Origin of the sequence: Microcoleus sp. B5-D4 (assembly GCF_036705145.1) — a bacterium.
Taxonomy (GTDB): domain Bacteria; phylum Cyanobacteriota; class Cyanobacteriia; order Cyanobacteriales; family Microcoleaceae; genus Microcoleus.
In genome coordinates this window covers 88,305-114,246 of the sequence record NZ_JAUBTV010000002.1, presented here as the reverse complement: position 1 = coordinate 114,246, position 25,942 = coordinate 88,305, and the positions used below count along the sequence as shown (strand labels likewise).

Genomic DNA, 25,942 nt, shown 5'->3' with positions numbered 1-25,942 from the left:
TGATGGTTCGATCGAACTCACAAGGGCGAATGTTCAGAAGCCGATCGGCAAAATAAGACCCTCGCGGGCCATGACAGCCTTCGGAAAAGCGATTTGCACATCTTCGGCGATGCGATCGAGAAAATCGTCAGTATGAGCCGGATCATGGTGAAAAATCACCACTCGTTTCACCCGCGCCTCCTTAGCCATTCTCACAGCTTCCTGCCAAGTCGAGTGTCCCCAACCCACCTTCGGAGACTTGGGGTTGTGATATTCCTCGTCTGTGTACATCGCATCGTAAATCAGTACATCAGCGTCGAGGGCTAAATTGTAGACATTCTCATCTAGTCGATCGGGAAAATGCTCAGTATCAGAACAATAAACCACAGATCGTCCCTGCCAAGTCACCCGATATCCCATAGCAGTATTCGGGTGATTCAGAGAACCCGTCCTAATCTCAATATCGTCCAGCATCATCGTCTGGTTGTGATTGAGTTCGTAGAAATTCAAATCTGCCTGCAAACCCATCAGCGGCACCGGCGAATTCGAGTGGAGCACCCGTTCAACGAAGTGCCTTTTCATGCAATCTCCATCCGGCGGAGTCGCCCCGTAAATATCAAAGCTATTGCCGCGGATGAAAGCTGGGGCGAACAGCGGGAACCCTTGAATGTGATCCCAGTGATAGTGAGTAAAAAACATATAAGCTTGCACGGGCATTTCTTGCACCAACTGGTCTCCCAGCATCCGCAAGCCTGTTCCGCCGTCAAAAATCAAGCGTTTGCCCGCGACTCGCATTTCCAAACAAGAAGTATTGCCGCCGTAGCGAACAGTTTCCTGTCCGGGTGTCGGAACACTGCCCCGCACGCCCCAAAACTGTACTACAAAATCATCTATACCTTTTATTGATTCGGAGGGTTGAGGGCAATCAACGGGAGTTGCCGCTACTGAGGACAAGCTGATTTCCATTTTAAAATTCAGGCTTTAAGGTTCCACATTGTCCGTGATGGCGCAGCAGATGGTCGCACAACACTAAAGCTACCATTGCTTCCACCATTGGCACAGCTCTTGGCAAAACACAAGGGTCATGCCGTCCCTTGGCAGCCAGCAGCGTTTCTTCGCCTTCTCGGGTAACGGTGCGCTGCTGCTGGCGAATTGTCGCAGTCGGCTTGAATGCCGCCCGCAAAATGATATTTTCGCCGTTAGCAATGCCACCCTGAATTCCGCCAGAGCGATTCGTCACTGTACGAATTACACCCTTATCATCAGTATAGTATTCATCATTATGTTCGCTGCCCTTGAGCAGAGTCCCAGCAAAGCCCGAACCTATTTCAAAGCCTTTGCTGGCGGGCAAGGACATGATGGCTTTGGCCAAGTCGGCTTCGAGTTTGTCGAATACGGGCATTCCCAGCCCTTTGGGTACATTGCGGGCGACGCATTCGACTACACCGCCGATCGAATCTCCGCTGTCGCGAACTTTTTCGATCAGTTCAATCATTTTTTCGGCACATTCAGCATCTGGACAGCGGACGATGTTGCTTTCTACTTGTTCTAAGGTAACAGTGTCCGGGTCGGCTACGGCTTCTAAGTCAAAAATGCGTTTGACGTAGCCGACTATTTCTACGCCTGCTGCTTGTTTGAGAATTTTTTTCGCGATCGCCCCTGCTGCTACTCTACCTATAGTTTCCCTTGCCGAACTTCTGCCTCCGCCTTGCCAGTTACGAATTCCGTACTTGGCATCGTAGGTAGCATCAGCGTGAGAAGGGCGGTAGGTAGTCGCCATTTCTTCGTAGTCTTGGGGGCGAGTGTTTTGATTGCGGACTAAAATTGCGATCGGCGTTCCCAAAGTTTTGCCTTCAAACACCCCCGACAGAATTTCGCAGGTATCTGCTTCTTTGCGAGGTGTGGTAATTTTGCTTTGGCCGGGGCGGCGGCGATCGAGTTCGGCTTGAATGAACGATGCGTCGATCGACACCAGGGGCGGGCAACCGTCAATTACTACTCCGACACCGCCGCCGTGAGATTCCCCAAATGTCGATATCCGAAATAAATGCCCAAAGGTATTGCCCATTATGCTTTGCCCTGAAACTTGATAATTTTTAGCTTAAGTGGAATAGAGATTTACTGTATTTCTGAAAAATATACCATTGACCAGTAGGCGACAGGCGATCGCCTCACAGCATCACTCCCTTCCCGCCCCTAGAAGAATATCTACCAGGGAGAGAGGGAGAGACCGAGAATAGGAGATATCTGGAAACACACTTAAATTCATCCGTGTATCCGTGTCCGAATCCGTGTTGTGCCTTCCTTCTTCTTTAGTCTTCGTGTTCTTCAAAAGGATCTCTCAATTCCTTAGCGGGAGGGCCGAAAGCCGTGTAGATCGAGAAACCGGTGATGGCCACCAGACACACACCGAGAGAAATGCCGAGAACTGCTGCGGGTTCCATATTTTTGATCGATTATGAGTGCTCCACTCTATAATATTACAAAAAATAACAATCCGTCTGAAAGTCTCGTGATTTTAGGCGCTGTACGGTATGGCAGCCAGCCCCCACTCCCCGTTTTCCGAGTCCCCCGGTGGCATTTCTGAGAAATTGCGATCGCAATTAGCGGTGAAAATATGTCAAACTTCTCTGTAGAGATTCATTGTAGGTGACTTATGGCACAACGGACTTGGTTAGGAGATATACTCAAACCCCTTAACTCAGAGTACGGCAAGGTCGCTCCGGGTTGGGGCACCACGCTGTTGATGAGCGTGTTCATTGGACTGTTTTTCGTGTTCTTGTTGATTATTTTGCAAATCTACAACTCTTCTCTGATTCTGGAGAGTGTGGATATGGATTGGTCGAGCCTAGGCCGCTAAAAATTGATCACAAAACAGTAAGGCTAAAAGTAAAAGCTGAGGGTTGAGGAGAAAGGGCAAAAGCTAAGTTTTCCCGTTTTTCCTTACCCTTTCCGATTACTTTTGCCATAAATAAACAAGAAGTAACTAAACAAATTGCTGGAGAAAAACCATGAATATTTTTGGCATTGGTTTGCCCGAAATGGCAGTTATTTTTACGATCGCCCTATTGGTGTTTGGTCCGAAAAAATTACCTGAAATCGGCCGGAGTATGGGGAAGGCAATTCGGGGCTTTCAAGACGCTTCGCGGGATTTTGAGTCGGAATTCACGCGGGAAGCTAAGCAGTTAGAAGAAGCAGTAGCAACTAGCAGCAAACCGGCAACTGAAAAACTCACGGCGGCTACTCCCAAGGAAGATAGCACAGACAGTTAAATGAACAACACTCAGAAGTCGGAAACACCAGCGGAGTTAGTGATTCCCCAGCTAATAGTTGGGTTGGGAAATCCCGAACCTAAATACGATCGCACCCGACACAACATAGGCTTTAATGCTGTCGATGCCTTGGCTAAATCTTGGCAGATTTCGCTGTCGGAAAATCGCAAATTTCAAGGCATATTTGGCGAGGGAAACCGGCCGCGGGGACAGAAAATCCGCTTGCTGAAACCGCTTACTTACATGAATCTGTCGGGTCAAGCGATTCGGGCGGCGACGGATTGGTACAAAATACCTGCGGAGTCGGTATTAATAGTATACGATGATATGGATTTGCCGATCGGGAAATTGAGAATGCGGCTTGCCGGTTCTGCCGGCGGACACAACGGGATGAAATCGACAATTTCTCATTTAGGTACAGACAAATTTCCCCGGTTGCGGATTGGCATCGGCAAACCTCAAAACGATGCTGCTAAAAATGAGAAAGATACGATTTCCTTCGTGTTAGGAAAATTTTCTTCAGAGGAAAGTCAGTTAGTAGAGAAAGTGCTTAAACTGGTTGTAGAAGCTGTGGAACTGAGTCTGCACCAAGGAGTAGAAAAAGCCATGAGCCTTTACAATAGTCGCACAATTGCAGAAACAAACGCGGAAACAAAAAGGTGAGTTCGAGACGTTTGCCTGAAACAACTGCATATGTCCGGGTTACAGGCCAATCTTGGCAAAAAGGCACGATTGAGGGTGAAGTGACTGCCGGCAATTTTGAGTGGCAGTTTCAGTGGCGTTTCACGTCAGAAAAAACACTGATTCTTGAGCCTTCTCAGGGTAGGGCATTGATTCAGGAACCGCTGCACCGTTTTCTGGAAAAATGGGATTATCAATTAGAACCAGGTGGGGATTATTCGTTTACGGTTCGGGCTGAGTTTTAAAATCTTGGTAATGGGAAGGGATAAAGCGCTGGGGAAGGCAAACTTTCTCTAGTAGTATCTCCCGGTTCCAGTGATTCTTTAATTAAAGCAGGGTTCATCCCTTCTCGGTAAGGCCCGCAATAATACATTGTCAAAACAGCTTTGTAAGCCCAGTGATTGGAAGGTACATCGCTAAAAGGATTTGGCAGGGTTTCAGCCTGATTCTGCACGCAAGCATTGAGAATTTGTTCTCGCGTTTGCTGCACTTGAACTAAAGAAGTATTTGGCTTGAGTGGTTCGGTATTTTGTGCATTGGCGGGAGCCGAAAAGCTGGCACTAATTAGCAGTATAGCTGCGGCAAAAATCGTGACTTTCATAGGTAATTGGGAATTGGGAATTGGGCATTGGGAATGGGTCATTGGTCATTGATAAAATGACAACAGTCAACGGACAACAGTCAACGGACAACTGACTACTGACTACTGGCTGATTTTCGCATTCCCACAGCCAATACACTCAAAAACAACAGCCCGATCGCCCCAGCTAGCGGATTGCCGTTAACTCCTGTTACCCAGTCGGGAACAGATGCCGAATATCGCACTAACTGCCCGATGTTAATGATGTAATATCCCCAGACTAAACCTGCATGAAGCCCGATCGACAAACCGAGGCGATTTTGGCGCGATCTTTTTCCCCAAACCAGAATCAAACCCAGCAACAACAGCCCCGGAAACTGCGGCCAACTCCGCAGCATAGCGGCGACAGGTTTGATAAAATGAGATAGGGCAAACACCAGGCTATTCGCCCACAGAGATATTTTATAATTGTAATCCCGCTGCAACTCGTCCAGCAACCAACCCCGGAATACCAACTCCTCGGCAAAACCGACTCCAAGGGCGCTTAACAGCCCTTCTGCGATTATTCTCGGCAAATTATCAGAATTTTGCCACGCGACTAAGCCGAAGATCCCTTGCACCGCAAATAAGCTGAAAGTGAGCAAAAGCCCGATCGCCAATCCGATTAAAAGCTCAAAACCGTTTTTTCGGGTATTGATTAAACCGTAACTTTTGAGTAATTGGGTTTGTCCGTAAACCTGTTTTCCCCAGAACCGCACCAAAAATAGAAACTCTGTAAACAACAGCGCCATAGTTAGAATAGTTGCGAGGTTGCTGTCTTTAACTAACAAGTAAACTGGTGCTGCTAATGGCAACCAGATTGACAATAAAGCTACCAAAAAAATTGGAATTCGGAAAAAGAATGGATAACTGGCTATTTGGATTAATTTAGTCATCGATCCTTAAAAAAAAATAAGATTGGTTCGGAATTATTTAACCACAGAGTACACAGAGTTCACAGAGAGAGATTTGAGATATCTGTACAAAGCAGACAGAGAAAGCTAGAATAGCATTGTATTGGCTGAAACTTTAAACAAAACAGAACTATAAAATAAGGGAACAATGACTGAAGCCTCGGATTTTTCAAATGTCGATCGCGAATTAGATGACACAATTTTAAGCTTCGCAGACATTCAGGCAGAACTCAACCTGCGCCACGCTAAAGATGCTCTGCGAGATATAGTAGAAAATCTCGACTTGACAGTTCAAGAGCGAACTGGACTAGAACCGGAAATTGGCGGGTTGGAGAAAATGCTCGACAAGCTAGAGCGCGCTTGCGTGCAAATAGCTGTGTTTGGGATGGTGGGAAGGGGAAAATCTTCGGTTTTGAACGCGCTGCTAGGTCAAAATGTGTTTGAAACTGGCCCGACTCACGGGGTGACTCGCACCACGACTATCGGGCAGTGGGATGTCGGAGAGGGAATTGATGAGAATTTGCCCGATAGACTTTCGCCAGTTATTTACCGTTTGTCGCAAGTAGAATTAATCGACACTCCGGGAATAGATGAAGTTGACGGCGAAACTCGCGAACTTTTAGCCCGCCGCGTTGCTCAACAAGCTGATTTGATTTTGTTTGTAGTTGCTGGCGACATTACGAAGGTGGAATACGCAGCACTTTCGCAGTTGCGGGAAGCCGGAAAACCGATGTTATTAGTGTTTAATAAAATTGACCAGTATCCTGATGCAGACAGGCTGGCAATTTATCATAAAATTCGAGACGATCGCGTGAGAGAATTGTTGTCTCCCGATGAAATTGTGATGGCGGCGGCTTCGCCTTTGACGGCGAGGGCGGTGCGCCGTCCCGACGGAAGTATGGGCGTGCAAATGACTCGCAGTTTGCCACAAGTGCAAGATTTAAAATTAAAGATTTTGGAGATTTTAGACCGAGAAGGCAAATCTTTGGTCGCGCTGAATACGATGCTCTGTGCGGGGGATATTAACGAGCAGTTGGTGCAGCGAAAAATGGAGATTCGAGATGACGCAGCTAATCGCATTATCTGGAACGGGGTAATGACTAAAGCTGTGGCGATCGCACTTAATCCAATTACTGTAGTTGATATTCTTAGCGGTGCGGTAATTGATGTGGTGATGATATTAACTTTATCTAAAGTTTACGGCATTGCGATGACGGAAGCGGGCGCGGTGGAATTGCTGCAAAAGATTGCGATTAGTATGGGGGGAATTACTGCGGGCGAATTGTTGGCTAATTTTGGTTTGAGTTCTTTGAAAGGATTGTTGGGTTTGGCGACGCCGGCGACCGGGGGTTTGGCTTTAGGGCCTTATTTGTCTGTGGCGGTGACGCAAGCTGCGATCGCGGGGGTTTCTTCCTATGGTATCGGTCAAGTTACTAAGGCTTATTTGGCTAATGGTGCTTCTTGGGGAGATGATGGGCCAAAGGCTGTGGTGAGCAAGATTTTGTCTTCTTTGGATGAGGATTCTATTTTAAATCGGATTAAGGAAGAGTTGCGGGCTAAGTTGGATTTGGGCAGTGTGGAAAAACAGAAATTGCAGTGAGAAGAAGCAAAAAGGAAGAAGGCACGACACGGATTTTGACACGGATACACGGATTAATTATCGACAGTGAGTAGTTATTTGTTATTTGTTATTTGTGAGGAACTACCAATAACCAATGCCCGATGTCCAATGCCCGATGCCCGATGCCCGATGCCCGATGTCCAATGCCCGATGCCCGATGCCCGATGCCCAATGCCCGATGCCCGATGCCCGATGCCCAATTCCTAATATTATGTTATTAACGATTTCTACAACTCGCGTTCCTGCTACAGATTTAGGTTATTTGCTGCACAAACATCCCGATCGCCATCAATCCTTTCCGATGACTTTCGGGCAAGCCAGCGTGTTTTATCCAGAGGCAAATGCAGAAAGGTGCACGGCGGCTTTACTCTTAGATGTCGATCCGGTGGGTTTGGTGCGGGGCAAGTCGAAATCGGGCGATCGCCCTCTCGAACAATACGTGAACGATCGCCCCTACGTTGCCTCTTCTTTTCTCAGTGTCGCCCTCGCTAAAGTCTTTAGTACAGCTCTATCCGGTCGCTGCAAAGACCGCCCAGAACTCGCAGAAACAGCTATTCCTTTGACCGTTAATCTGTCGGTTTTGCCCTGTCGCGGTGGCGAGAAGTTCCTGCGGCAAATGTTTGAGCCGCTTGGCTATCAAGTCGCAGCAAAACCCCTGATTCTTGACGAGCAATTTCCCGATTGGGGCGCGAGTCCTTACTTTTCTGTGGAACTGCAAAATACAGTTCGTTTGGCGGATTTGTTAAGCCATCTTTACGTGCTAATTCCCGTGTTGGATGACGACAAACATTATTGGGTGGGCGATGATGAAATTGAGAAGTTATTGCATCACGGCGAAGGTTGGTTGAACGCGCATCCCGCCCGCGAACAAATTGCCAACCGCTATCTGAAACGCCAGCGCCGTCTGACGCGAATTGCTGTGGCACAATTAGCAGAAGAAGATAATATTGACCCTGAGTATCTCGAAGTTTCTCATCAGCAAGAAGAGGAAGTTTTAGAACAGCGAATTAGCTTGAATCAAGAGCGCTTGGAAGCTGTGACGGAGGTTTTAAAGCAAAGTGGTGCTAAGCGAGTGGTAGATTTGGGCTGCGGTGAGGGAAAACTGCTGAAATTGCTTTTGAAAGAAAGCTCGATCGAACAAATTACAGGCGTCGATGTGTCCTTTCGTGCATTGGAAATTGCCAGGGAACGTTTGCAAATCGATCGATTGTCTCCCGCACAGCAATCTCGGATTCAACTAATTCAAAGTTCGCTAATTTATCGGGACAGCCGCTTGACTGGTTTTGATGCGGCGGCGGTAATTGAAGTGATCGAACATCTGGATTTAGAACGGTTAGCTGCTTTTGAGCGCGTTTTGTTTGAATTTATCCGACCCAAAAGTGCGATCGTCACAACTCCAAATATTGAATATAATGTTCGCTTTGAAAACTTGCCTGCGGGTAAATTTCGCCACCGGGATCACCGCTTTGAATGGACAAGGGTCGAATTTCAAACTTGGGCGAAAGGGGTTGCCGAACGGTTTGGCTGTGGGGTAGAGTTTTGTTGTGTGGGAACTGAAGATTTAGAAGTAGGTTCGCCTACGCAAATGGCAATATTCGAGATGTAAAATCTATTAACTGGTTCCCACGATATTCCTGGTAACGAGTAAACGAGTAAAAAATCTATTAACTGGTTCCCAGGATATTCCTGGGAACCGATGCCCAGAGGCTCTGCCTCGCGAGGTTCGATCAGAATTTGAGGCAGAGCCTCTGGATCTGCGTTACCAGGCACAGCCTGGTAACGAGTAAACGAACGAGTAAACGAGTAAAAAATCTATATTATTAAACAATGAAAATTACTTTTCCAGAACTATCCCTAGTCGTTCTCATCGGTGCATCCGGTTCCGGCAAATCCACCTTTGCGCGACAGCATTTCCTACCTACAGAAATCATTTCCTCGGATTACTGCCGCGGTCTGGTTTCCGACGACGAAAACAATCAAGCGGCCACCGCTGATGCTTTTGAAGTATTGCATTTAATCGCTGCTAAACGTCTGGCCGCAGGTAAGCTAACTGTGATTGATGCCACCAACGTTCAGCCGGAAAGCCGCAAACCTTTGTTGGAATTAGCCCGAAAATATCATTGCTTTTTGGTTGCTATTGTGCTAGATTTACCCGAAAAATTGTGTGCCGATCGCAATCAACAACGTGCAAACCGCAATTTCGGAAATCATGTAATTCGCCGCCACGTTCAGAATTTAAAGCGATCGCTCAAATCTCTAGATAGGGAAGGATTTCGGTACGTTTACGTCCTCCGTTCTCCAGAGGAAATCGACGCGGTGGAAGTCGAGAGACAACCTTTGTGGAACAATCGCAAACACGACTGCGGCCCTTTTGACATCATCGGCGACGTTCACGGATGCTGCGACGAATTGGAACAATTGCTGCAACAGTTGGGCTATCAAATTATCGAAAAATCCAGCGAATCCGATTTGGGGAATTTTCCCACCTACGCGCACCCAGAAGGGCGTAAAGCCGTGTTTTTGGGAGATTTGGTCGATCGGGGCCCGCGCATTCTCGACACCCTCAAACTCGTGCGAAACATGGTACTCGCAGAAACAGCCTTATGCGTGCCTGGAAATCACGACATCAAACTGCTGCGAAAACTCAACGGCAAAAATGTCAAAATCAACCACGGACTCGAACAAACCTTAGCAGAAATTGCCGCTTTACCGGATGAATCCCGCGAATCAGCAGTACGAGAAATCCGCCAGTTTCTAGATAGTTTGATTGGGCATTACGTCCTCGATGGCGGAAAATTAGTCGTCGCCCACGCCGGGATGAAAGCTGAATTTCAGGGACGCGCATCGGGCCGGGTTCGAGATTTCGCGTTGTACGGAGAAACAACTGGCGAAATCGATGAATTCGGCTTGCCCGTCCGCTACAATTGGGCCGCCGAATATCGAGGTCAGGCAGCGGTTGTTTACGGACACACCCCCGTTCCAGAAACAGAATGGTTGAACAATACTGTTGATATTGACACCGGCTGCGTTTTCGGAGGCAAACTAACAGCTTTGCGGTATCCCGAAAGAGAATTTGTCAGCGTTCCTGCTGCTAGAATTTACTGCGAACCTGCCAAACCGATCCTCTTTCAAGACAGCCGAACTCCACTTAACAATACAGACATTAATTCACCCGTTATCAATAGCGGTTTGGCCGCAGTGAATATCACCGTCCAACAGCAGTTTGATGACGTACTGGACATTAGCGACGTACTCGGAAAACGCATTATTTCCACTCGCCTGCAAAGTAACATTACGATTAAAGAAGAAAATGCGATCGCAGCCCTAGAAGTAATGAGTCGGTTTGCCGCCAATCCCAAATGGCTGATTTATTTGCCGCCCACAATGTCTCCCGCTGCTACCTCCAACGAACCTGGATTTTTAGAACATCCAGCCGAAGCATTTAGCTACTACCAACAGCAGGGCATACCGACAGTTGTGTGCGAAGAAAAGCACATGGGTTCCCGTGCAGTTGCGATTGTTTGCCGCGACGCACAGGCAGCTTTACGCCGCTTTGGCATTCTCAGTGAGAGTATGGGCATTTGCTACACCCGCACGGGACGGCATTTTTTCGATAATTCTACCTTAGAAACAGAATTTTTAGCGCGGGTAAATGTCGCTCTCACTGCGAGCAATTTTTGGGAGAATTTTCAAACCGATTGGGTGTGTTTGGACTGCGAATTAATGCCTTGGTCAGCCAAAGCTCAAGGTTTATTGAAAGAGCAATACGCCGCCGTGGGAACAGCATCTCGTCACGGGTTTGCGGAGGCGATTAAGAACTTAGAACAGGCAAACCAGCGGGGAGTTGAAATTAATTCTTTGCTAACCAGCTACCAAGAACGAGCCGAACTAGCCGATCGCTATGTTCATGCCTACCAGCGCTACTGCTGGCCAGTGAAATCCATCTCAGACCTCAAATTAGCGCCTTTCCACATCTTGGCAACCGAGGGAACTGTTCACACTGACAAAAATCACTGTTGGCACATGGAACAGATTTCACAAATTTGTAAAGCTGACCCGGAATTCCTGTTAGCTACTGAATACAAAATAGTTGAAATTGCAGATTTTGACAGCCAATTGGCAGGGATTCAATGGTGGGAAAAACTGACGGCGGCGGGAGGCGAAGGAATGGTTGTTAAACCAATGGATTTTATTGTTAAAAATAGGAAAGGACTCGTACAGCCTGCGGTAAAATGTCGCGGTAAAGAGTATTTGCGAATTATTTATGGTCTGGAATATTCTTTGCCGGAACATTTAGAAAAACTGCGATCGCGCGGGCTTTCCGGCAAGCGTTCTTTGGCGTTGCGAGAGTTTGCTCTCGGTGTAGAAGCATTGGAGAGATTTGTTGCGGGTGCTCCTTTGAGACAAGTTCACGAGTGCGTTTTCGGAGTTTTAGCGATGGAGAGCGAACCTGTAGATCCGAGGCTGTAATCGGAAGGTAGAAAGCAGGCGAAAATCTCGACTTGACAGTAATCTGGCAGGGGTTTAAACCCCTGCCTCAAAGCTAAATTTGTCTGAAGACAATTTAACAAATTATTAGGAAAACAACCAATTACCAATTACCAATTATTACTGTATCTTACTAACTCAGAACTTAGGTAATTGGCACCGATTGGGCGACTGCGGCAAATAAGGTGCGCCATGTACACCCTACTTTAATTCCGCGAATCGGCGGCTTAACATCCAATAAGGTTCAGTTAAAACTATTTAGTCCTCGGAGATCCCCCTAAATCCCCCTTAAGAAGGGGGACGCAAGAGTAATTTCTTGTCCCCCCCTTTTTAAGGGGGGCTAGGGGGGATCGAGCTTAACTGAGCCGTATTGGCTTAACATCAGGTTTTTAACCCTAATTGCCTCCTATTTGTAACCTCTATTTTTCTCCGACCAAATGCGGGTTGGTAGTCCCCAAACATAGACAAATCCTTCGGCAGCTTTGTGATCGAATTCGTCCTCTGCGCCGTAGGTTGCTAAGTCGAAACTGTACAGAGAATTGTCAGATTTGCGGCCGACAATCGTGGCATTTCCTTTGAATAGTTTGAGCCGCACGGTTCCAGTTACTCGCTTTTGCGTGTCCTGAATAAATGCGTCTAAAGCTGTTTTCAAAGGATTGTACCACAGGCCGTTGTAAATCATTTGGCTGTAGGTTTCTTCGATGCCTCGCTTGTACCGCGTCACATCTGCTGTCAGCGTCAAACTTTCTAAGTCTCGGTGCGCGTGCATCAAAACTAAAATCGCTGGTGTTTCGTAAATTTCCCGCGATTTAATCCCGACGAGGCGGTTTTCAATCATGTCAATCCGGCCGACTCCGTGGTTTCCAACTATTTCGTTGAGTTGGGAAATTAAGGCGACTGGTGATAACTCTTTGCCGTTCAAAGTGACAGGATTTCCGAACTCGAAACCGATTTCTATGTATTCGGGTGTGTCGGGAGTTTGTTCGATCGCCTTTGTCATCAAATACACCTCTTCCGGCGGTTCCGCCCAAGGATCTTCGAGGATTCCGGCTTCGATTGCCATTCCCAATAAGTTGCGATCGATACTGTAAGGCGAAGACTTTTTCACGGGCGACGGAATGCCGCATCTTTCGCCGTATGCGATCGTTTCCTCGCGGCTCATTTTCCACTCCCGCGCTGGTGCTAAGATTTTAATCTTGGGGTTGAGCGCGCCGATCGACACATCGAACCGCACCTGATCGTTTCCCTTACCTGTACAACCGTGGGCGATCGCATCTGCACCGTATTTTTGGGCAGCTTCTACTAACAATTTAGCAATCAGCGGGCGAGCCAGGGCAGTCGAAAGGGGATAACGGTTTTCATACAGTGCGTTAGCTTGAATCGCTGGAAACGCATAGTCTTTGACAAATTCTTCCGTAGCATCAATAACTAAAGATTCCGAAGCACCGGATGCTAAAGCTTTTTTGCGGATCGGTTCTAATTCGTCTCCCTGTCCCAAATCTGCGGCCAGAGTAATTACTTCTTCAACACCCCACTCGTTTTTGAGGTAAGGAATGCAGACGGAGGTATCGACTCCGCCGGAATATGCTAGGACAACTTTTTTAGCGCGACTCATTGGTATTTACATCCTGAATTTAACTGACATCTTGCACCCGCTGTGAATCAGCCTTTTAGGGGCGGGCTTTTCGGCCCAACCCCTACTCCCCACAATAAAATTAAATTTTTGTGGCACAGGCATCTTGCCTGTTCGGGAGAATAGTGTAAGATGCCGGCCCCACAATAAAATTAAATTTTTGTGGAACAGGCATCTTGCCTGTTCTGGAGAATGGTGCAAGATGTGATATTTAACCGACTTTTCATTATGCACCTAATTGAGATCGATTCTTGTCAGAAATAGTACAGATTTATATATTCTTTTTTTGCTAAACTTGGCTATTTACCGGGGGAGTTGCTGCGAAAAATCTGCTACCGTGGGATACGGTAACTGTGGCGATGGGGAAAAGCCGTGTTTTTTAGTGTTGTGATTCCGACGTATAATCGTAAACCGATTTTGGCAAAATGTCTACTGGCTTTGGAAAATCAGCAGTTCGGTGAGATTGTCAGAGAGTATGAAGTAATTGTCGTGGACGACGGATCGACGGACGGGACGCTGGAGTGGTTGGCCACAAATGCTGACTTGTTGCCTCATGTGCGATCGATCTGTCAATCTCACCAAGGCCCCGCCGCTGCCCGGAATTTGGGCGTTGAAGATGCTAAGGGCGATACGATTATTTTTATTGACAGCGATTTGGTAGTAACAGAGCATTTTTTGCAAGCACACGCCGATGCTTTACTACAGGGTTACAAAGATACTGATGCTGTTTTTACTTACGGCAGCGTGATTAATACTTGCAATTTCGACAATCCTACCTCAGAACCTTACAAAATCACCGATTTTTCGGCGGCTTATTTTGCTACGGGAAATGTGGCGATCGCCCGCCACTGGCTGCTGGCTGCTGGACTTTTTGACAATCGCTTTCAACTGTACGGATGGGAAGATTTAGAGTTGGGAGTTAGGTTGAAAAAATTAGGTTTAAAACTCATTAAATGTCCGGCGGCGGTCGGCTATCACTGGCATCCACCTTTTAGTTTAGAGCAAATTCCGGGCATGATTGACCGCGAAATTCAGCGCGGTAGAATGGGAGTTTTATTTTATCAAAAACACCCAAGTTGGGAAGTACGGATGATGATTCAAATGACTGTTTTGCACCAAATACTGTGGGGAGTTTTATCATTAGGTGGGATGCTTAACGAGCGAACGATGACTCCTTTTTTGCAGTGGTTGATTGACCAAGGCAAGCCCCAGCTAGCTTTAGAAATTGCTCGGATTTTTCTGAATTGGTATAACGTGAAAGCCGTGTACGCCGCTTGCGGGGAATTGCAGGCAGAGAACAGGATACCATAAATCAGCCCGACAGCGCAAATAAAATATAATATATTGTAGGAGTTTTTCAGGGCCCATTGGTGTCAACTTAAGCTCATAATTAGTAAAGGTATACTCTTTGACAATTATGCCTACACTGCCCTAGCGCTGCTTCAGAAGAGGGATTTAGGGAACAGGGCCGTTTCGGGGCAACCACGGGGGGATTTCCCTACGAAAAACCCGGCTTTTGTAGGGGCGGTGCCAAGAATGGCCACCCCCACCCAGAGATGATTTCATGAACATTTCAGGCATCGGTGGAACCACGGGGGGTTTGCCCCTACAATAAAATGAAACCGCCCTGGATTTAGGGAACTCAAGACATGGATACAAACCAGAAAAAAAAAGAACTTTAGTCTTAAGTTGACACCCATGTTCCGGCCTGTTTTAATTAACCTTTCGAGTGTGGGTATCTAGTGACAAAATACAATAGAGAGCCACCTGGTAAAGGGAGGAAAAACCTGGTTATAAAAATTAAAAATTGTCCAAGTAAAAGTTTTCCCTTTAATCAAAATTGCTTGCTTGGCCTGTGATTTGAGGAATCTCTGCTGTTTTCTCACTGGGCTCCGAGAATTTGAGCCACCAACATTTTCAAAAGAGCATTGTTTTTGATATAATGACAGATAATTTAGGAGTGTGCTATATAGTCAATAGTTGTGCTGGTTCATCGGAGAGTGTTAGCTACAAGCGGTTAATGATTTTAAAAATATTCCCACATATACAACTTGAATAGTTGGAGGGTTTGCTGTGAATACAACTGACGATAAAAATCCCAGACTAGAAACAATTAGACTTCAAAACACTGTATTACAAGAAAATATTTTAATGGTGGACGACCATCCAGAAAGCTTGCGGCTTTTATCCCAGCTTTTGTCGAAGCGGGGATATAAAGTGCGGCCGACACGAGATGGCAAATTGGCTCTTAACTTTGCTCTGTCGAGTCCACCAGACTTGATTTTGCTGGACATCATGATGCCCGGTATGGATGGCTATCAAGTCTGCGAACAGCTAAAAGCTTGTCCGCAAACCAAAGATATTCCTGTGATTTTTATTAGCTGTTTCGATGAAGTTTTTGATAAAGTCAAAGCTTTTTCACTGGGGGCGGCAGACTACATTACTAAACCATTCCAAACAGAAGAGGTGGTGAGTCGCGTCGAAAATCAACTGCTTCTGAGCCGTCTTTATAAACAAATTATAGCACAAAATGCGCGATTGCAAGCAGAAATAGAAGAACGCAAGCGGATCGAAGCCGAACTCCGAGACAGCCAACGCTGGCAGTCGGCAGTAATTCAAACACATCCTAATCTTTTGTACGTTTCCGATTTGATTGAACAGCGAACTCTGTATATCAACCGCGAAATATATAGCGATATTGGCTACACCCTTGAAGAAATCCAGCAGATGGCAGGAGGATTTCTTCCTAACTTAATACACCCTGACGATTTGCCAGGATTCTCAGAACACCTGAGCAGGATTGAGGCAGCAAAAGACGGTGAAAGCTTTGAGTGTGAGTACCGAATTCAGCACAAAAATGGTGAATATCGGTGGTTTGTTAGCGTGGATACAGTGTTTGCCAGAACACCCGACGACAAACCTTGGAAAATTTTAGGAACCGCTACTGAAATTAGCGATCGCAAACAAGCAGAACTCGAACTTAAAACAGCTTTAGCTGCTTTGGAACGGCAAATTAAGCAAAGATTTTTGCTAGAAACAATTACTCTGGAAATTCGCTACAGCTTAAAGCAGGAGCAAGTTTTTCAAACAGCGACGGCCCAAATTGGTCGTATTTTTAATGCGGATTGCTGCTTGTTTCACACCTACACAGAACACCCTATTCCCAGAATTGTTAATGTCGCTGAGTACAGAAAATCCGCATTCAAATCCCTTTTAGATTTAGAAATACCCATAGATGGCAATCCTCACGTTCAGTTTTTATTGTCCCAAGATCAAGCTGTAGTTTCTGACGATGTTTTTTCCGAACCGCTGCTAGAAAACGTCCGAGATTTGTGCGGTCAAATAGGTTTGAAGTCGATGATATCCATCCGCACTTCCTACCAGGGAAAAGCCAACGGAATGATATGCTTGCACCAGTACGATCGCCCGCGCCACTGGACACCAGATGAGATCGGATTATTGAAAACTGTGGCGGCACAAATGGGAATTGCGATCGCTCAAGCAAATCTTCTCGAACAAGATAAACAACAGCGACTTAAACTTCAACAAAGCGAAGCTAGTCTAGCAGCAGCCCAGAAAATTGCCCATATCGGCAGTTGAGAATTTGATTTAGTCACAAATAAAATCACTTGGTCAGAAGAAGTATTCCGCATTTTTGGTCTTGACTCAAGTGCAACTGAACCGACATCTGCCCAACTTTTAAAGATGTGTCATCCCGACGACAGAGAATTATTTCAACAAACAGTCAGCCTGACTATCTCACAAGGAATTTCCTACAAAAGAGAGTTCCGGTTTTTGCATCCTAGCGGTCAAATTATCTACGTGGAAGGAAGGGGAGAAGCTGTTTTTAGCGATACTGGGGAAGTAATCAAACTGTTGGGAACAGTGATGGATATTAGCGATCGAAAACAAGCCGAAGCAGCTTTGCAAATTAGCGAAGAACGTTTTTATCTGGCATTTGAAGGCAGTGCGATGGGATTGTGGGATTGGAATCTGGCCACGGGAGAAGTCTATTTTAATCCTCGGTGGAAAATGATGCTGGGATATGAAGTAGAGGAGGTAGAAAATAGTTTTGCATCCTGGGAGAAACTGGTACATCCAGAGGATTTGTCTCCGGCTCAAGCAGCGCTAAATGCTCACCTGGAAGGCAAAAATCCTACTTACGAAGTGGAATTTAGGATGCTGACAAAATCCGGCGAGTGGAAGTGGATTTTAGCTCAAGCGAAGGTGATGGAACACGACGCTTCGGGAAATCCTTTGCGGATGACGGGCACCCATATTGATATTAGCGATCGCAAACAAGCCGAAGTAGAGTTGCAATTTAGCGAACAGCGAGAACGAGAAAAAGCGCAACAGTTAGAACAAACTCTGGCCGACTTAAAAAAGGCTCAATCTCAGCTTATTCAATCCGAAAAAATGTCAAGTATCGGGCAAATGGTAGCCGGAATAGCCCATGAAATTAATAACCCGATTAGCTTCATCTACGGCAATATTATTCCCGCCGCACAGTACGCTCGCGATTTGGTAAAATTGATCGAGCTCTACCAGCAATACTATCCTGAACCAGTTCCTGAAATAGCCCAAGAATTGGCAGAAGTCGAGGTGGATTTTATAGCTGGCGATTTCCCCAAAATCATGGCTTCAATGCAAGAGGGTGCTAACCGAATTAAGCAGATAGTGCTGTCTTTGAGAAACTTTTCGCGACTTGACGAAACAGAGCGAAAAGTAATAGACATTCATGAAGGGATAGAGAGCACTTTGGTGATTTTGCAGCACCGATTGCAGTCACAGCCAAAACGTCAGGAAATTCAACTTATTAAAAATTACGGGAAACTGCCCAAAGTCGAGTGTTATCCGGCTCAATTAAACCAGGTATTTATGAATTTGCTGGTGAATGCGATCGACGCTATAGAAGAGTCATCAGCCCACTGTACTTGCAAAGTTCACCAGATTCGCATTGTTACTGAACTCAGCAGCGAAAATCAAGTGTGTGTGCGGATTGTTGACAGCGGGCCCGGTATCCCTCCCGAAGTTCAGTCAAGGATGTTTGACCCGTTTTTTACTACCAAACCTGTCGGCAGCGGCACTGGTTTAGGGTTGTCGATTAGTTACCAAATAGTTAAAGACACCCACGGCGGTAAGTTGGAGTGTCATTCAGAAGTTGGCCGGGGAACAGAATTTGCGATCGAACTGCCGATTTCGCAAAAGTTGAAAGTTGAAAGTTAGGAGAAGCTGTCATATCATGTCGGGTAAATTAACCCTAATTCTGGTGGGGGCGGGTTCACCAACAATCTATAATATCAGCCACAGACGAGCGTAAACGCCCCTGCACCGTCAGATTAGGGGCAATTCAACGCACAGGATATTAATCGTCTATCAGAACCTATTTTACAGTGCGTCATAACCTGACATTTTCTCCAGTATTTCCTGCGAACGGTCTGTCACTTAGTGTAATCTCATCTTAAACATGATATATTAAAGAGTTAGCCTTTTGGGGCTCCAGACGTTGCGCTGCTAAAATTAGTAGTGAATATTACAGTTGCTCTTATACAAACTCTGTCAACATACGTCTGCTGTAGCGTCTACCACATTTTTACTGAATTATGACTGACTCAATTCGCTTCCTCATGTGCGCTCCCGACCACTACGATGTAGACTACGTGATTAATCCGTGGATGGAGGGAAATGTCCATAAATCATCGCGCGATCGCGCCGTCGAACAGTGGGAAAAACTCTACCACGTCCTCAAAGACAACGCCGTTGTAGACCTCGTACCGCCCGCAAAAGGCTGGCCGGATATGGTTTTCACCGCCAACGCAGGCTTACTTTTAGGCAATACCTTCGTCCTCAGCCGTTTCTATCACAAAGAACGCCAAGGCGAAGAACCCTATTTCAAAGCATGGTTTGAAAGCAAAGGTTTCACCGTGCACGAACTCCCGAAAGACTTGCCGTTTGAGGGCGCTGGCGATGCTTTGCTCGATCGCGAAGGACGCTGGTTGTGGGCCGGATACGGCTTCCGTTCCGAACTCGACTCGCACCCGTTACTAGCAAAATGGCTCAACATAGAAGTGCTTTCGCTGCGTTTAGTTGACGAACGTTTCTATCACCTAGACACCTGTTTTTGTCCTCTGACAGGCGGCTATTTGCTCTACTATCCAGCAGCATTTGACTCCTACTCAAACCGCTTAATTGAAATGCGAGTTGCGCCGGAAAAACGCATTGCTATTGAAGAAGCCGATGCCGCAAATTTTGCCTGCAATGCGGTCAATATTGACAAAGTTGTGGTAATGAACAAGGTTAGCGAAGCCTTAAAATCGCGCATTACTCAGGCCGGTTTTCAAGTAATTGAAACGCCGATGAGCGAATTTCTGAAAGCGGGCGGCGCCTGTAAGTGTTTGACGCTACGGGTAACGGAACCGGTGCAAGAAGATCGATCGGCAAACGTGATGGTAGAAAGCCGCACAATTCGCATGGAAGGTCACTTGCTCGATGCAGGTTTAATCAGCCGCGCTTTAGACTTAATTGTCGATCTCGGTGGCAGTTTCCAAGTGCTCAATTTCAATCTGGGAGAGCAGCGGCAAAGCACATCATCTGCGGACGTTAAAGTTTCGGCTCCTTCCCACGATGTGATGGAAGAAATGATGGGAATGCTGATTGACTTGGGTGCAGTGCCGCCACCACAAGAGATTTGCGACGCTATTTTAGAACCGGTAGTGCAAGATGGTGTCGGCCCGGACGACTTTTATGTAACTACAATTTATCCCACAGAAGTGCGGGTAAATGGTCAGTGGGTGAAAGCGCAAAATCAGCGGATGGATGGTGCTGTTGCTATTACTGAAACTGCTGATGGCCCAGTGGCTAAATGCAAATTATTGCGCGATTTAAAAGTAGGAGAAAAAGTCGTTGTTGATGTAGTGGGTATCCGCACCATCCGCAAAACAGAATCGCGGGAACAGCGCAATTCTCAAGAATTCAGCTTTATGTCGGGCAGCGTTTCTAGCGAACGCCGCGTAGAATTGGTGGTGGAACAAGTAGCGTGGGAATTGCGCCAAATTCGCGATCGCGGTGGCAAAGTTGTAGTTACGGCGGGGCCTGTTGTTATCCACACTGGCGGTGGCGAACATTTAGCGCATTTGATTCGCGAAGGTTACGTGCAAGCGTTGTTGGGCGGAAATGCGATCGCAGTTCACGACATGGAACAATCGAATATGGGAACCTCTTTAGGGGTTGACATGAAACGCGGTGTTGCTGTGCGTGGCGGACACAGGCACCACTTGAAAATAATTAACACTGTGCGGCGTTACGGGAGTATTGCAAAAGCTGTTGAAGCAGGCCTGGTTACTAACGGTGTGATGTACGAGTGCGTGAAGAACAATATACCGTTTTCTCTTGCCGGTTCGATCCGCGATGACGGCCCACTTCCTGACACGCAAATGGATTTAGTTAAGGCTCAAGAAGAATATACTGAGCTGTTACGAGGTGCGGATATGGTGTTAATGCTGTCGTCTATGCTGCACTCAATTGGTGTGGGAAATATGACGCCGGCTGGTGTGAAGATGGTCTGTGTGGACATTAATCCGGCGGTGGTGACGAAATTGAGCGATCGGGGTTCGATCGAATCTACTGGAGTTGTTACCGATGTCGGATTGTTCCTAAGTTTGTTGGTGAATCAATTGGATAAATTGACTAGCCGCCATCATGTAGCTCAATCTGTTTAGATTCGGCGGTTGAAACCGCGTCTATACAAACGAAGTCCGCCTGCGCGGACTGAAGAATAGAGGCTGGTAGGGTGCACAATGTGCACCTTACAGAGCCGATAATAATGCTCATTATAATCGCTCAAAATGCGCCCCAATAAATTGAGCGATCGCCCTTTCGATCGCCCTTTTCTCCTGCAGAGGATGTAATTTCTAAATTAGGGGCGGTGACGGGAGACAAATCGCCCGGTAAAGACCTAATTCGCAACTCATTTAGCAAAGCATTAATATTGTTCGGCTCAGCATCCAGAATGCTTGCCAGCGGCAGCAGATTTTGCACTGCATATTCGCCGAGTCGAGCATTAATACTCTCTGCTAAATAGCAGAGCATAATGTATCTGCTACTGCTACTGATAATATGAAATATTTTATTCAACTCATCAAAGTATTGAGTCCCCGGTATAGATGCCGCGATTTTGGTTTCACCCTTCCAGAATAAATCTACATGAATTTGACTAGCTGGCGAAACTTTAGCCTTTGCAATCCAGATGATATTGAGGATTGGTTCCGAGTCGCGCTCGTGGAAAATCAGCCGCTTTAAACCCGATATAAATTCTGGGGAATTTAGCGTATTTTGCCATTCTCGACACCAATCATTACTTTTAGCATTTAGGGCATTTTTGACCGTCGTCGGATGTTCAATCACATCTTTTAATAAAGAAAGACTTCCCGCAGCTTTGGCAAAGTTTGGGGAGATTTGCTGGTGCAGTATCTGGTTGGGATCAATGTAATCTTTGCGCCAAGGTGCGTCGGGGATGAGAACTTGACAGGCGGGAGCAAGTGTGATGTTAGCAGTAAGAATCGGTGGGTTTTTAACTGTGCAGCCTTCTAATGACTGTTGAGATTCTAGACGGCCGATGACCTCGATCGCAGAGTTTTTATCTGCTGCGTTTAAAGGTGTGTTGCTGTACTCTGCTGCTAATTCTTCGAGAAAATCTAGGTAATCTTGTACAACAGGCGATCGCCCTTGTCCCAAAAGCTGATAGACTTCGGAAAATGGATGAGAAACCGCTATAGTTGTGCGGCGGTTGCCGAAAAAAGGCACGTCATCCAAAAAAGCGTATTTTGGCCGCCAAAACTTACCCCTAGACTCATCCCACAGACATTGACGGTGAGCAAAGCGCTTTTGAATTTGCTGGCGTTGTTCGCTGGAAATACTGCCTTTGATGAAAGTATCATCGAGATACTTGTAAATTGCCTTTACTGATTGTAAATGTGCGTTTAGAGCGTCGGATGTCGTGATTTCAACTGTCATTTTCCCAAGTTTTGATTAGTGTATCAAAGTGGTCGATAACTGTAGTGGTATCTACAGGCTGAAAACCAAGTGCAGTTCTGATTTCGGGCTTCAGCAAGTCGCGATCAGGGCGTGCAAATAAAAATTTTTGGCTAGCAACTAAGCGAACATCTTGAATGAAACAGACATCTTTAGCGCGATACAGCCTCGGTTCAGGTATCGCCGCGCCGGGATATTGGCTTAACTTTTGAGGATTTTGCTCGACAGGAACCCAAGGCTTATCTGCGAGTGTTTCAGCCAGTGTTTTGTTGGTATTCCCAATTTTGGTATATTTTAGTGCCTCCCAATTATCAACTATGTAGTTAAAAACGGCAATACAAGCATCGGTTACTGTGCCTGCACCTGAACGATTGGCGGTTTGAATTAGATTGTCAACACAAACTGAAATGTCATCTGCACTCAACGTTTTTCGCATACCCAAAGTATCGAAAAATTCGAGCCATAGTGGATAATCTTGCAAGTAAAATTCCCTATCGGGAATAGCTGCTAAATTTCCTAGAATGTGGCGGATTACTTGACTTTCGGGATGATAAATTAATTCGGCAGAGCGTAACCTGCGATCGCTACAGCGTACCAAACGCGCCTTTTTCAGCTCTTCCTGGAATGAAACAGCATTCTCTCCTGCTTTTTCTAGTTCTTTGCAAGCTTCACTCAGATGCTCTCGAATCCACGCCAGCGCGATTAATTGTTCTTCAGGGGCAAAAGAGGCATACTCAGGCAACAAGCACTCGCGAATCAGTCTAGCGCGATTCAGTACCGGAACTTGCAAAACTTGAAACATTCGCAGCCATTGCCTGTTTTTTTCTATGCGTAAAAGCCTCAACGTACCTGCAATTTCCGGCGGTTCGTATCCACCGCCCGGAAGGTAGACATTTTCATCGTTGAGGGAAACTATTTCGTGGGAAGTTGTGGGGTAAATTGGTAGTTGACGCAGCTTGTTGAGGCTATCTTGGTCGTAATTTGTTGGTTCTGAAGCTGCCAGGAAATTGAGGAGAGAGGTATAATGCTGTTGGTGGTAGGGCGGCAAACCTCGATCGCACCGCGAATATACTGTGTCTAGGATATCCGGGCCGGTGATAAAATAGACTAATTGATTTTTATGCCGATCGGCAAATTTTTCAATCGCCCCCTCAAGTTTTGCTGGTGCCTTGACAAGTGTCGCCCCAAAATACTGCACTGCTGCAATTGTTTCCGCCTCAATTTTATCGCCGCGCAACAAAGGAGTGTCAACAGTTCCCACTTTATAAAGCTTACCATGATTTCCCGGAACCAGCGGTACTTTTTTCAATTGCTCGACTGTTTCTTGCGACAAATATCTGGGACTGATATTGTAAAAATAATTATAAACTAAAGTCAACCATTCTGCATTTGGGGGATGCGGTGCATCGGGATTCCAATCAATTTCTGACGCAGTTGAACCAATGACATTAACCAATTTTTTCGCTACTTCCGCAGCAGTCATGTTAGAGATGCCATTTAGATTGTATGCAGGCAATAATTTAGTTAAATCTAGGTGCAGAAACCATTTTGGATAATTGGCAAATATTTCCCTCTGCGCCTCATCTGCAATGTAGATGGTTCCGATCGCATTATACCCAAATACTTGCAAAGTATTGTCAGCGAGAATAGCTAGCGGCAAACCGCGCAAATCTTGGCAATTATCGCTGAGACAATAACGCAGCAGATTCCCAATCCACTGCCGATTTCGCAGACTGGCTTTCGGTGCATCCAGCAACGAAACGCCTAGCGGTTTATTTTCGGTTAAATGCTTTCGCAAGTTGGCAGCAGTGAATGTTGACAAGGGCAAATCTGCATCTTTAAAAGCTGCCAAAATCGACTCGGGCAATGGCGGATCTGGAACATCGATATTATCGGCACCCAGCGGTTCTAATAAGTCGTCCCACCACTTTTTCGAGGGTATATTTTTGACTGTCGGAGGTGTCACCCATCTTGTCGGTGACATGACTGCCCCGTTAATTTGACCCTCAGTTACAGTATGTTCTACAGCCGATCGCACAACTTCTCTCTGATACAATAACTTGATTACAAAGCAGTACAGTTCTTCCAGAGCTTTGCTAGTAGTAATTTTGCTAACCGGCCAAAGTTGGTAAAATTCTTCTGGCTTAAACCGTCCGATATCTTGCACTAAATCGACAATTAAGTTAGCACAAGCGCGGGACAAAACGTGCTGCGCGAGTAGCCCGTTCCAAATAGCTCTCGGCCTGTCTTTTCCAGTTTGTCCGCTGTCGCTGCTGAGGTTGTCCCGCGAACTATTTAAGTTGAAAAAACCGTTGATGTGAACCGGCAGCCCGGTTTCCAGGGGAAGCGGCAAAAAACAGTAAACTTTGCCGGAAACAGGTTGAGGATTTCCCTCGGTACTAACAGCATTAATTCTAGCAGCAGCGCCCGCCCAAGGCAAGACTTTTTCTTGGCTTTCGTACATTGCTTTTATGACTTTTGCCAAATCGCCGCCTTCGTCTGTGCGAATTAAACTGACTATTCTCCAAGTAGACTTGATTGTGCGATAGCAGCTAATCGTTTCTATCTCGTGACGGTAAGAAACCGATACCAAACCGTCAGGATTGCGGCGGCACAATTCCAGCAGTTTGTCGGGAGTCTCTGGAATTGCATTGAGGAGTTTTTGCCGCGCTTCTCGGACTTCTTGCGGATTTTTGGTGACAATCGCCAGAATTTCTTGCCTGGTTTCTTGACTGTTTGCCGGAATTTCGTAAACTCTAATTTCCTGAACCGATTTCAAAAATAGCAAAAGTTCTTCACCGGAATGCCTCAGTTCGTCTAGCAGTTCCTTAACGTTTGATTCGGTGAAAGCTTGTTTGCGAATTTCGCTATTTCCCGCGTGTTCTGCACTTCTTAAAGGCAGGCGAAACAAAGTGCCTTGAAAATTTGTATCTCCCAATGGCAATCCTCCCGCTGCGTAGACTTGCATAAAATCGGGATATTTTTCGTACCATTTAGCGTCTGCCAAATTCCATTCGCGTCCCGGTTCTTGTCGGGAAGTGCCGGGAATCGCCGCGCCGTGAGGGTCAAAAAAGATGATGCGATCGCGCGATACGAAACTCGGATAATCTGTAACATGATATATTGCATTAAACCCGACGCCAAATCTACCCGTTTTCTGCAAATCTCGCGCTTTTTCGCTTTGTCCCAGACTGCGAATGCTGTCAAAATCTTTGTCTGCGAACACGCGATCGTTGTAGACCAACATCGCCGGCCCCATGAGCTGTATCATGCGATCGTCCGGCAAGTTTTTGACCTGATGGTTGCGCCAATCCAGAGTTATTTCTACCCGCGAGGCTTTCGCATCGTCAGCATTTTGGATCAACTCTTTGAGAATCCCGACGCCTTCGGGATAGTCTCGGATAATTCCCCTCAATCGGGCGATTAAGGGTTCGGATTGGTAGAAAGACTTGCCCTCAATTTCGCTGTCGCTGTAAGCCATAGATGTTCTGTTTGCTTTCTACCTAATACTATACAAGCTAAAGTGTAAATACCAGCAGGATGCAAGAGAGAGCATTTTACAAAAGCTATTCGTAATTTTGCAATAAAAAACCTCAGACCCGCAAGTCTGAGGACCGGAGTTCCTGAAAATCGTCACTTGTTACTATTGTCGCCAACAAACAGCACAACATACAAGAGGGGTGCAACCCAGCAAGGCAGCTTTTG

At 46.3% G+C, this 25,942-nt stretch carries 19 protein-coding genes and 1 pseudogene; 12 read left to right on the top strand and 8 right to left on the bottom strand.

Annotated features, from left to right (window positions below; genetic code table 11):
* Positions 1-33: 33 nt before the first annotated feature.
* The 3 genes from QUB10_RS01425 to psbN all read right to left on the bottom strand — a co-directional run bounded on the left by QUB10_RS01425 (position 34) and on the right by psbN (position 2,423).
* Positions 34-945 carry an MBL fold metallo-hydrolase gene (locus QUB10_RS01425; RefSeq protein WP_333163148.1) on the bottom strand — a complete coding sequence of 304 codons (912 nt, stop codon included), beginning with the start codon at positions 943-945 and terminating at the stop codon, positions 34-36.
* Between the two features lies 1 nt (position 946).
* On the bottom strand, positions 947-2,047 hold the full coding sequence (aroC, locus tag QUB10_RS01420; protein ID WP_333198804.1) for a chorismate synthase: 1,101 nt from the start codon (positions 2,045-2,047) through the stop codon (positions 947-949).
* A 244-nt stretch (positions 2,048-2,291) separates the two neighbouring features.
* Complete coding sequence (gene psbN, locus QUB10_RS01415; protein ID WP_190742515.1) at positions 2,292-2,423, bottom strand: photosystem II reaction center protein PsbN; 132 nt, start codon at positions 2,421-2,423, stop codon at positions 2,292-2,294.
* A gap of 212 nt (positions 2,424-2,635) precedes the next feature.
* On the opposite strand from psbN, the gene psbH reads away from it, so the two are divergent.
* The 4 genes from psbH (at position 2,636) to QUB10_RS01395 (ending at position 4,177) form a co-directional block, all read left to right on the top strand.
* Positions 2,636-2,839, top strand: coding sequence for a photosystem II reaction center phosphoprotein PsbH (psbH, locus tag QUB10_RS01410; protein ID WP_015176007.1), 204 nt, complete (start codon positions 2,636-2,638; stop codon positions 2,837-2,839).
* Positions 2,840-2,990: 151 nt separating this feature from the next.
* Complete coding sequence (locus tag QUB10_RS01405) at positions 2,991-3,251, top strand: TatA/E family twin arginine-targeting protein translocase (RefSeq protein ID WP_333198802.1); 261 nt, start codon at positions 2,991-2,993, stop codon at positions 3,249-3,251.
* Positions 3,252-3,914, top strand: a complete 663-nt coding sequence (gene pth, locus QUB10_RS01400; RefSeq protein ID WP_015176009.1) for an aminoacyl-tRNA hydrolase — start codon at positions 3,252-3,254, stop codon at positions 3,912-3,914.
* Complete coding sequence (locus QUB10_RS01395; RefSeq protein ID WP_332958583.1) at positions 3,911-4,177, top strand: DUF3146 family protein; 267 nt, start codon at positions 3,911-3,913, stop codon at positions 4,175-4,177. The genes pth and QUB10_RS01395 overlap by 4 nt, the downstream gene beginning before the upstream one ends.
* Here QUB10_RS01395 and QUB10_RS01390 read toward each other — a convergent pair.
* Entirely contained in the window at positions 4,174-4,533 is a 360-nt protein-coding gene (locus QUB10_RS01390) for an S-layer protein (protein WP_333198799.1), read from the bottom strand. The genes QUB10_RS01395 and QUB10_RS01390 overlap by 4 nt on opposite strands.
* Before the next feature lie 95 nt (positions 4,534-4,628).
* The gene (locus QUB10_RS01385) at positions 4,629-5,447 is read right to left on the bottom strand and encodes a type II CAAX endopeptidase family protein (RefSeq protein WP_333198797.1); all 819 of its coding nucleotides are present in this window, start codon (positions 5,445-5,447) and stop codon (positions 4,629-4,631) included.
* Positions 5,448-5,613: 166 nt separating this feature from the next.
* Between QUB10_RS01385 and QUB10_RS01380 the strand changes: the two genes are divergently transcribed.
* From QUB10_RS01380 to QUB10_RS01370, 3 genes are all read left to right on the top strand, one after another.
* Positions 5,614-7,065, top strand: a complete 1,452-nt coding sequence (locus tag QUB10_RS01380; RefSeq protein WP_333198795.1) for a GTP-binding protein — start codon at positions 5,614-5,616, stop codon at positions 7,063-7,065.
* 115 nt (positions 7,066-7,180) lie between these two features.
* Positions 7,181-8,692: a 3' terminal RNA ribose 2'-O-methyltransferase Hen1 gene (locus tag QUB10_RS01375; protein ID WP_333198793.1), complete on the top strand. Its 1,512-nt coding sequence runs from the start codon at positions 7,181-7,183 to the stop codon at positions 8,690-8,692.
* A 221-nt stretch (positions 8,693-8,913) separates the two neighbouring features.
* Positions 8,914-11,556 carry a polynucleotide kinase-phosphatase gene (locus tag QUB10_RS01370; RefSeq protein ID WP_333198791.1) on the top strand — a complete coding sequence of 881 codons (2,643 nt, stop codon included), beginning with the start codon at positions 8,914-8,916 and terminating at the stop codon, positions 11,554-11,556.
* Positions 11,557-11,980: 424 nt separating this feature from the next.
* Here QUB10_RS01370 and QUB10_RS01365 read toward each other — a convergent pair whose 3' ends face one another.
* The gene (locus QUB10_RS01365; RefSeq protein WP_333198789.1) at positions 11,981-13,189 is read right to left on the bottom strand and encodes an argininosuccinate synthase; all 1,209 of its coding nucleotides are present in this window, start codon (positions 13,187-13,189) and stop codon (positions 11,981-11,983) included.
* Positions 13,190-13,579: 390 nt separating this feature from the next.
* Between QUB10_RS01365 and QUB10_RS01360 the strand changes: the two genes are divergently transcribed.
* The 5 genes and pseudogenes from QUB10_RS01360 (at position 13,580) to argZ (ending at position 20,925) form a co-directional block, all read left to right on the top strand.
* Positions 13,580-14,518, top strand: coding sequence for a glycosyltransferase (locus tag QUB10_RS01360; protein ID WP_333198787.1), 939 nt, complete (start codon positions 13,580-13,582; stop codon positions 14,516-14,518).
* A gap of 762 nt (positions 14,519-15,280) precedes the next feature.
* On the top strand, positions 15,281-16,807 hold the full coding sequence (locus QUB10_RS01355; RefSeq protein WP_333198785.1) for a response regulator: 1,527 nt from the start codon (positions 15,281-15,283) through the stop codon (positions 16,805-16,807).
* A gap of 21 nt (positions 16,808-16,828) precedes the next feature.
* Positions 16,829-17,122, top strand: a pseudogene (locus QUB10_RS01350) (PAS domain-containing protein); the annotation flags it as partial.
* On the top strand, positions 17,096-18,433 hold the full coding sequence (locus QUB10_RS01345; protein ID WP_333199004.1) for a PAS domain-containing protein: 1,338 nt from the start codon (positions 17,096-17,098) through the stop codon (positions 18,431-18,433). The pseudogene QUB10_RS01350 and the gene QUB10_RS01345, both read left to right, overlap by 27 nt.
* Positions 18,434-18,810: 377 nt before the next feature.
* Positions 18,811-20,925, top strand: a complete 2,115-nt coding sequence (gene argZ / locus QUB10_RS01340) for a bifunctional arginine dihydrolase/ornithine cyclodeaminase (protein ID WP_333198783.1) — start codon at positions 18,811-18,813, stop codon at positions 20,923-20,925.
* Positions 20,926-21,046: 121 nt separating this feature from the next.
* Here the strand turns inward: argZ and QUB10_RS01335 are convergent, their stop codons facing one another.
* Together QUB10_RS01335 and QUB10_RS01330 are read right to left on the bottom strand one after the other, a co-directional pair.
* A complete protein-coding gene (locus tag QUB10_RS01335) occupies positions 21,047-22,219 on the bottom strand; it encodes a hypothetical protein (protein ID WP_333141927.1) in 1,173 nt (390 codons plus the stop codon).
* Complete coding sequence (locus QUB10_RS01330; protein WP_333198781.1) at positions 22,209-25,718, bottom strand: sacsin N-terminal ATP-binding-like domain-containing protein; 3,510 nt, start codon at positions 25,716-25,718, stop codon at positions 22,209-22,211. The genes QUB10_RS01335 and QUB10_RS01330 overlap by 11 nt, the downstream gene beginning before the upstream one ends.
* Positions 25,719-25,942 lie beyond the last annotated feature (224 nt).

Bases quoted from the DNA above. Each gene is read 5' to 3' on its own strand.
- QUB10_RS01425 (WP_333163148.1), bottom strand. From the start codon at position 945: ATGGAAATCAGCTTGTCCTCAGTAGCGGCAACTCCCGTTGATTGCCCT.
- aroC (WP_333198804.1), bottom strand. From the start codon at position 2,047: ATGGGCAATACCTTTGGGCATTTATTTCGGATATCGACATTTGGGGAA.
- psbN (WP_190742515.1), bottom strand. From the start codon at position 2,423: ATGGAACCCGCAGCAGTTCTCGGCATTTCTCTCGGTGTGTGTCTGGTG.
- psbH (WP_015176007.1), top strand. From the start codon at position 2,636: ATGGCACAACGGACTTGGTTAGGAGATATACTCAAACCCCTTAACTCA.
- QUB10_RS01405 (WP_333198802.1), top strand. From the start codon at position 2,991: ATGAATATTTTTGGCATTGGTTTGCCCGAAATGGCAGTTATTTTTACG.
- pth (WP_015176009.1), top strand. From the start codon at position 3,252: ATGAACAACACTCAGAAGTCGGAAACACCAGCGGAGTTAGTGATTCCC.
- QUB10_RS01390 (WP_333198799.1), bottom strand. From the start codon at position 4,533: ATGAAAGTCACGATTTTTGCCGCAGCTATACTGCTAATTAGTGCCAGC.
- QUB10_RS01385 (WP_333198797.1), bottom strand. From the start codon at position 5,447: ATGACTAAATTAATCCAAATAGCCAGTTATCCATTCTTTTTCCGAATT.
- QUB10_RS01380 (WP_333198795.1), top strand. From the start codon at position 5,614: ATGACTGAAGCCTCGGATTTTTCAAATGTCGATCGCGAATTAGATGAC.
- QUB10_RS01375 (WP_333198793.1), top strand. From the start codon at position 7,181: ATGCCCGATGTCCAATGCCCGATGCCCGATGCCCGATGCCCGATGTCC.
- QUB10_RS01370 (WP_333198791.1), top strand. From the start codon at position 8,914: ATGAAAATTACTTTTCCAGAACTATCCCTAGTCGTTCTCATCGGTGCA.
- QUB10_RS01365 (WP_333198789.1), bottom strand. From the start codon at position 13,189: ATGAGTCGCGCTAAAAAAGTTGTCCTAGCATATTCCGGCGGAGTCGAT.
- QUB10_RS01345 (WP_333199004.1), top strand. From the start codon at position 17,096: ATGGATATTAGCGATCGAAAACAAGCCGAAGCAGCTTTGCAAATTAGC.
- argZ (WP_333198783.1), top strand. From the start codon at position 18,811: ATGACTGACTCAATTCGCTTCCTCATGTGCGCTCCCGACCACTACGAT.
- QUB10_RS01335 (WP_333141927.1), bottom strand. From the start codon at position 22,219: ATGACAGTTGAAATCACGACATCCGACGCTCTAAACGCACATTTACAA.
- QUB10_RS01330 (WP_333198781.1), bottom strand. From the start codon at position 25,718: ATGGCTTACAGCGACAGCGAAATTGAGGGCAAGTCTTTCTACCAATCC.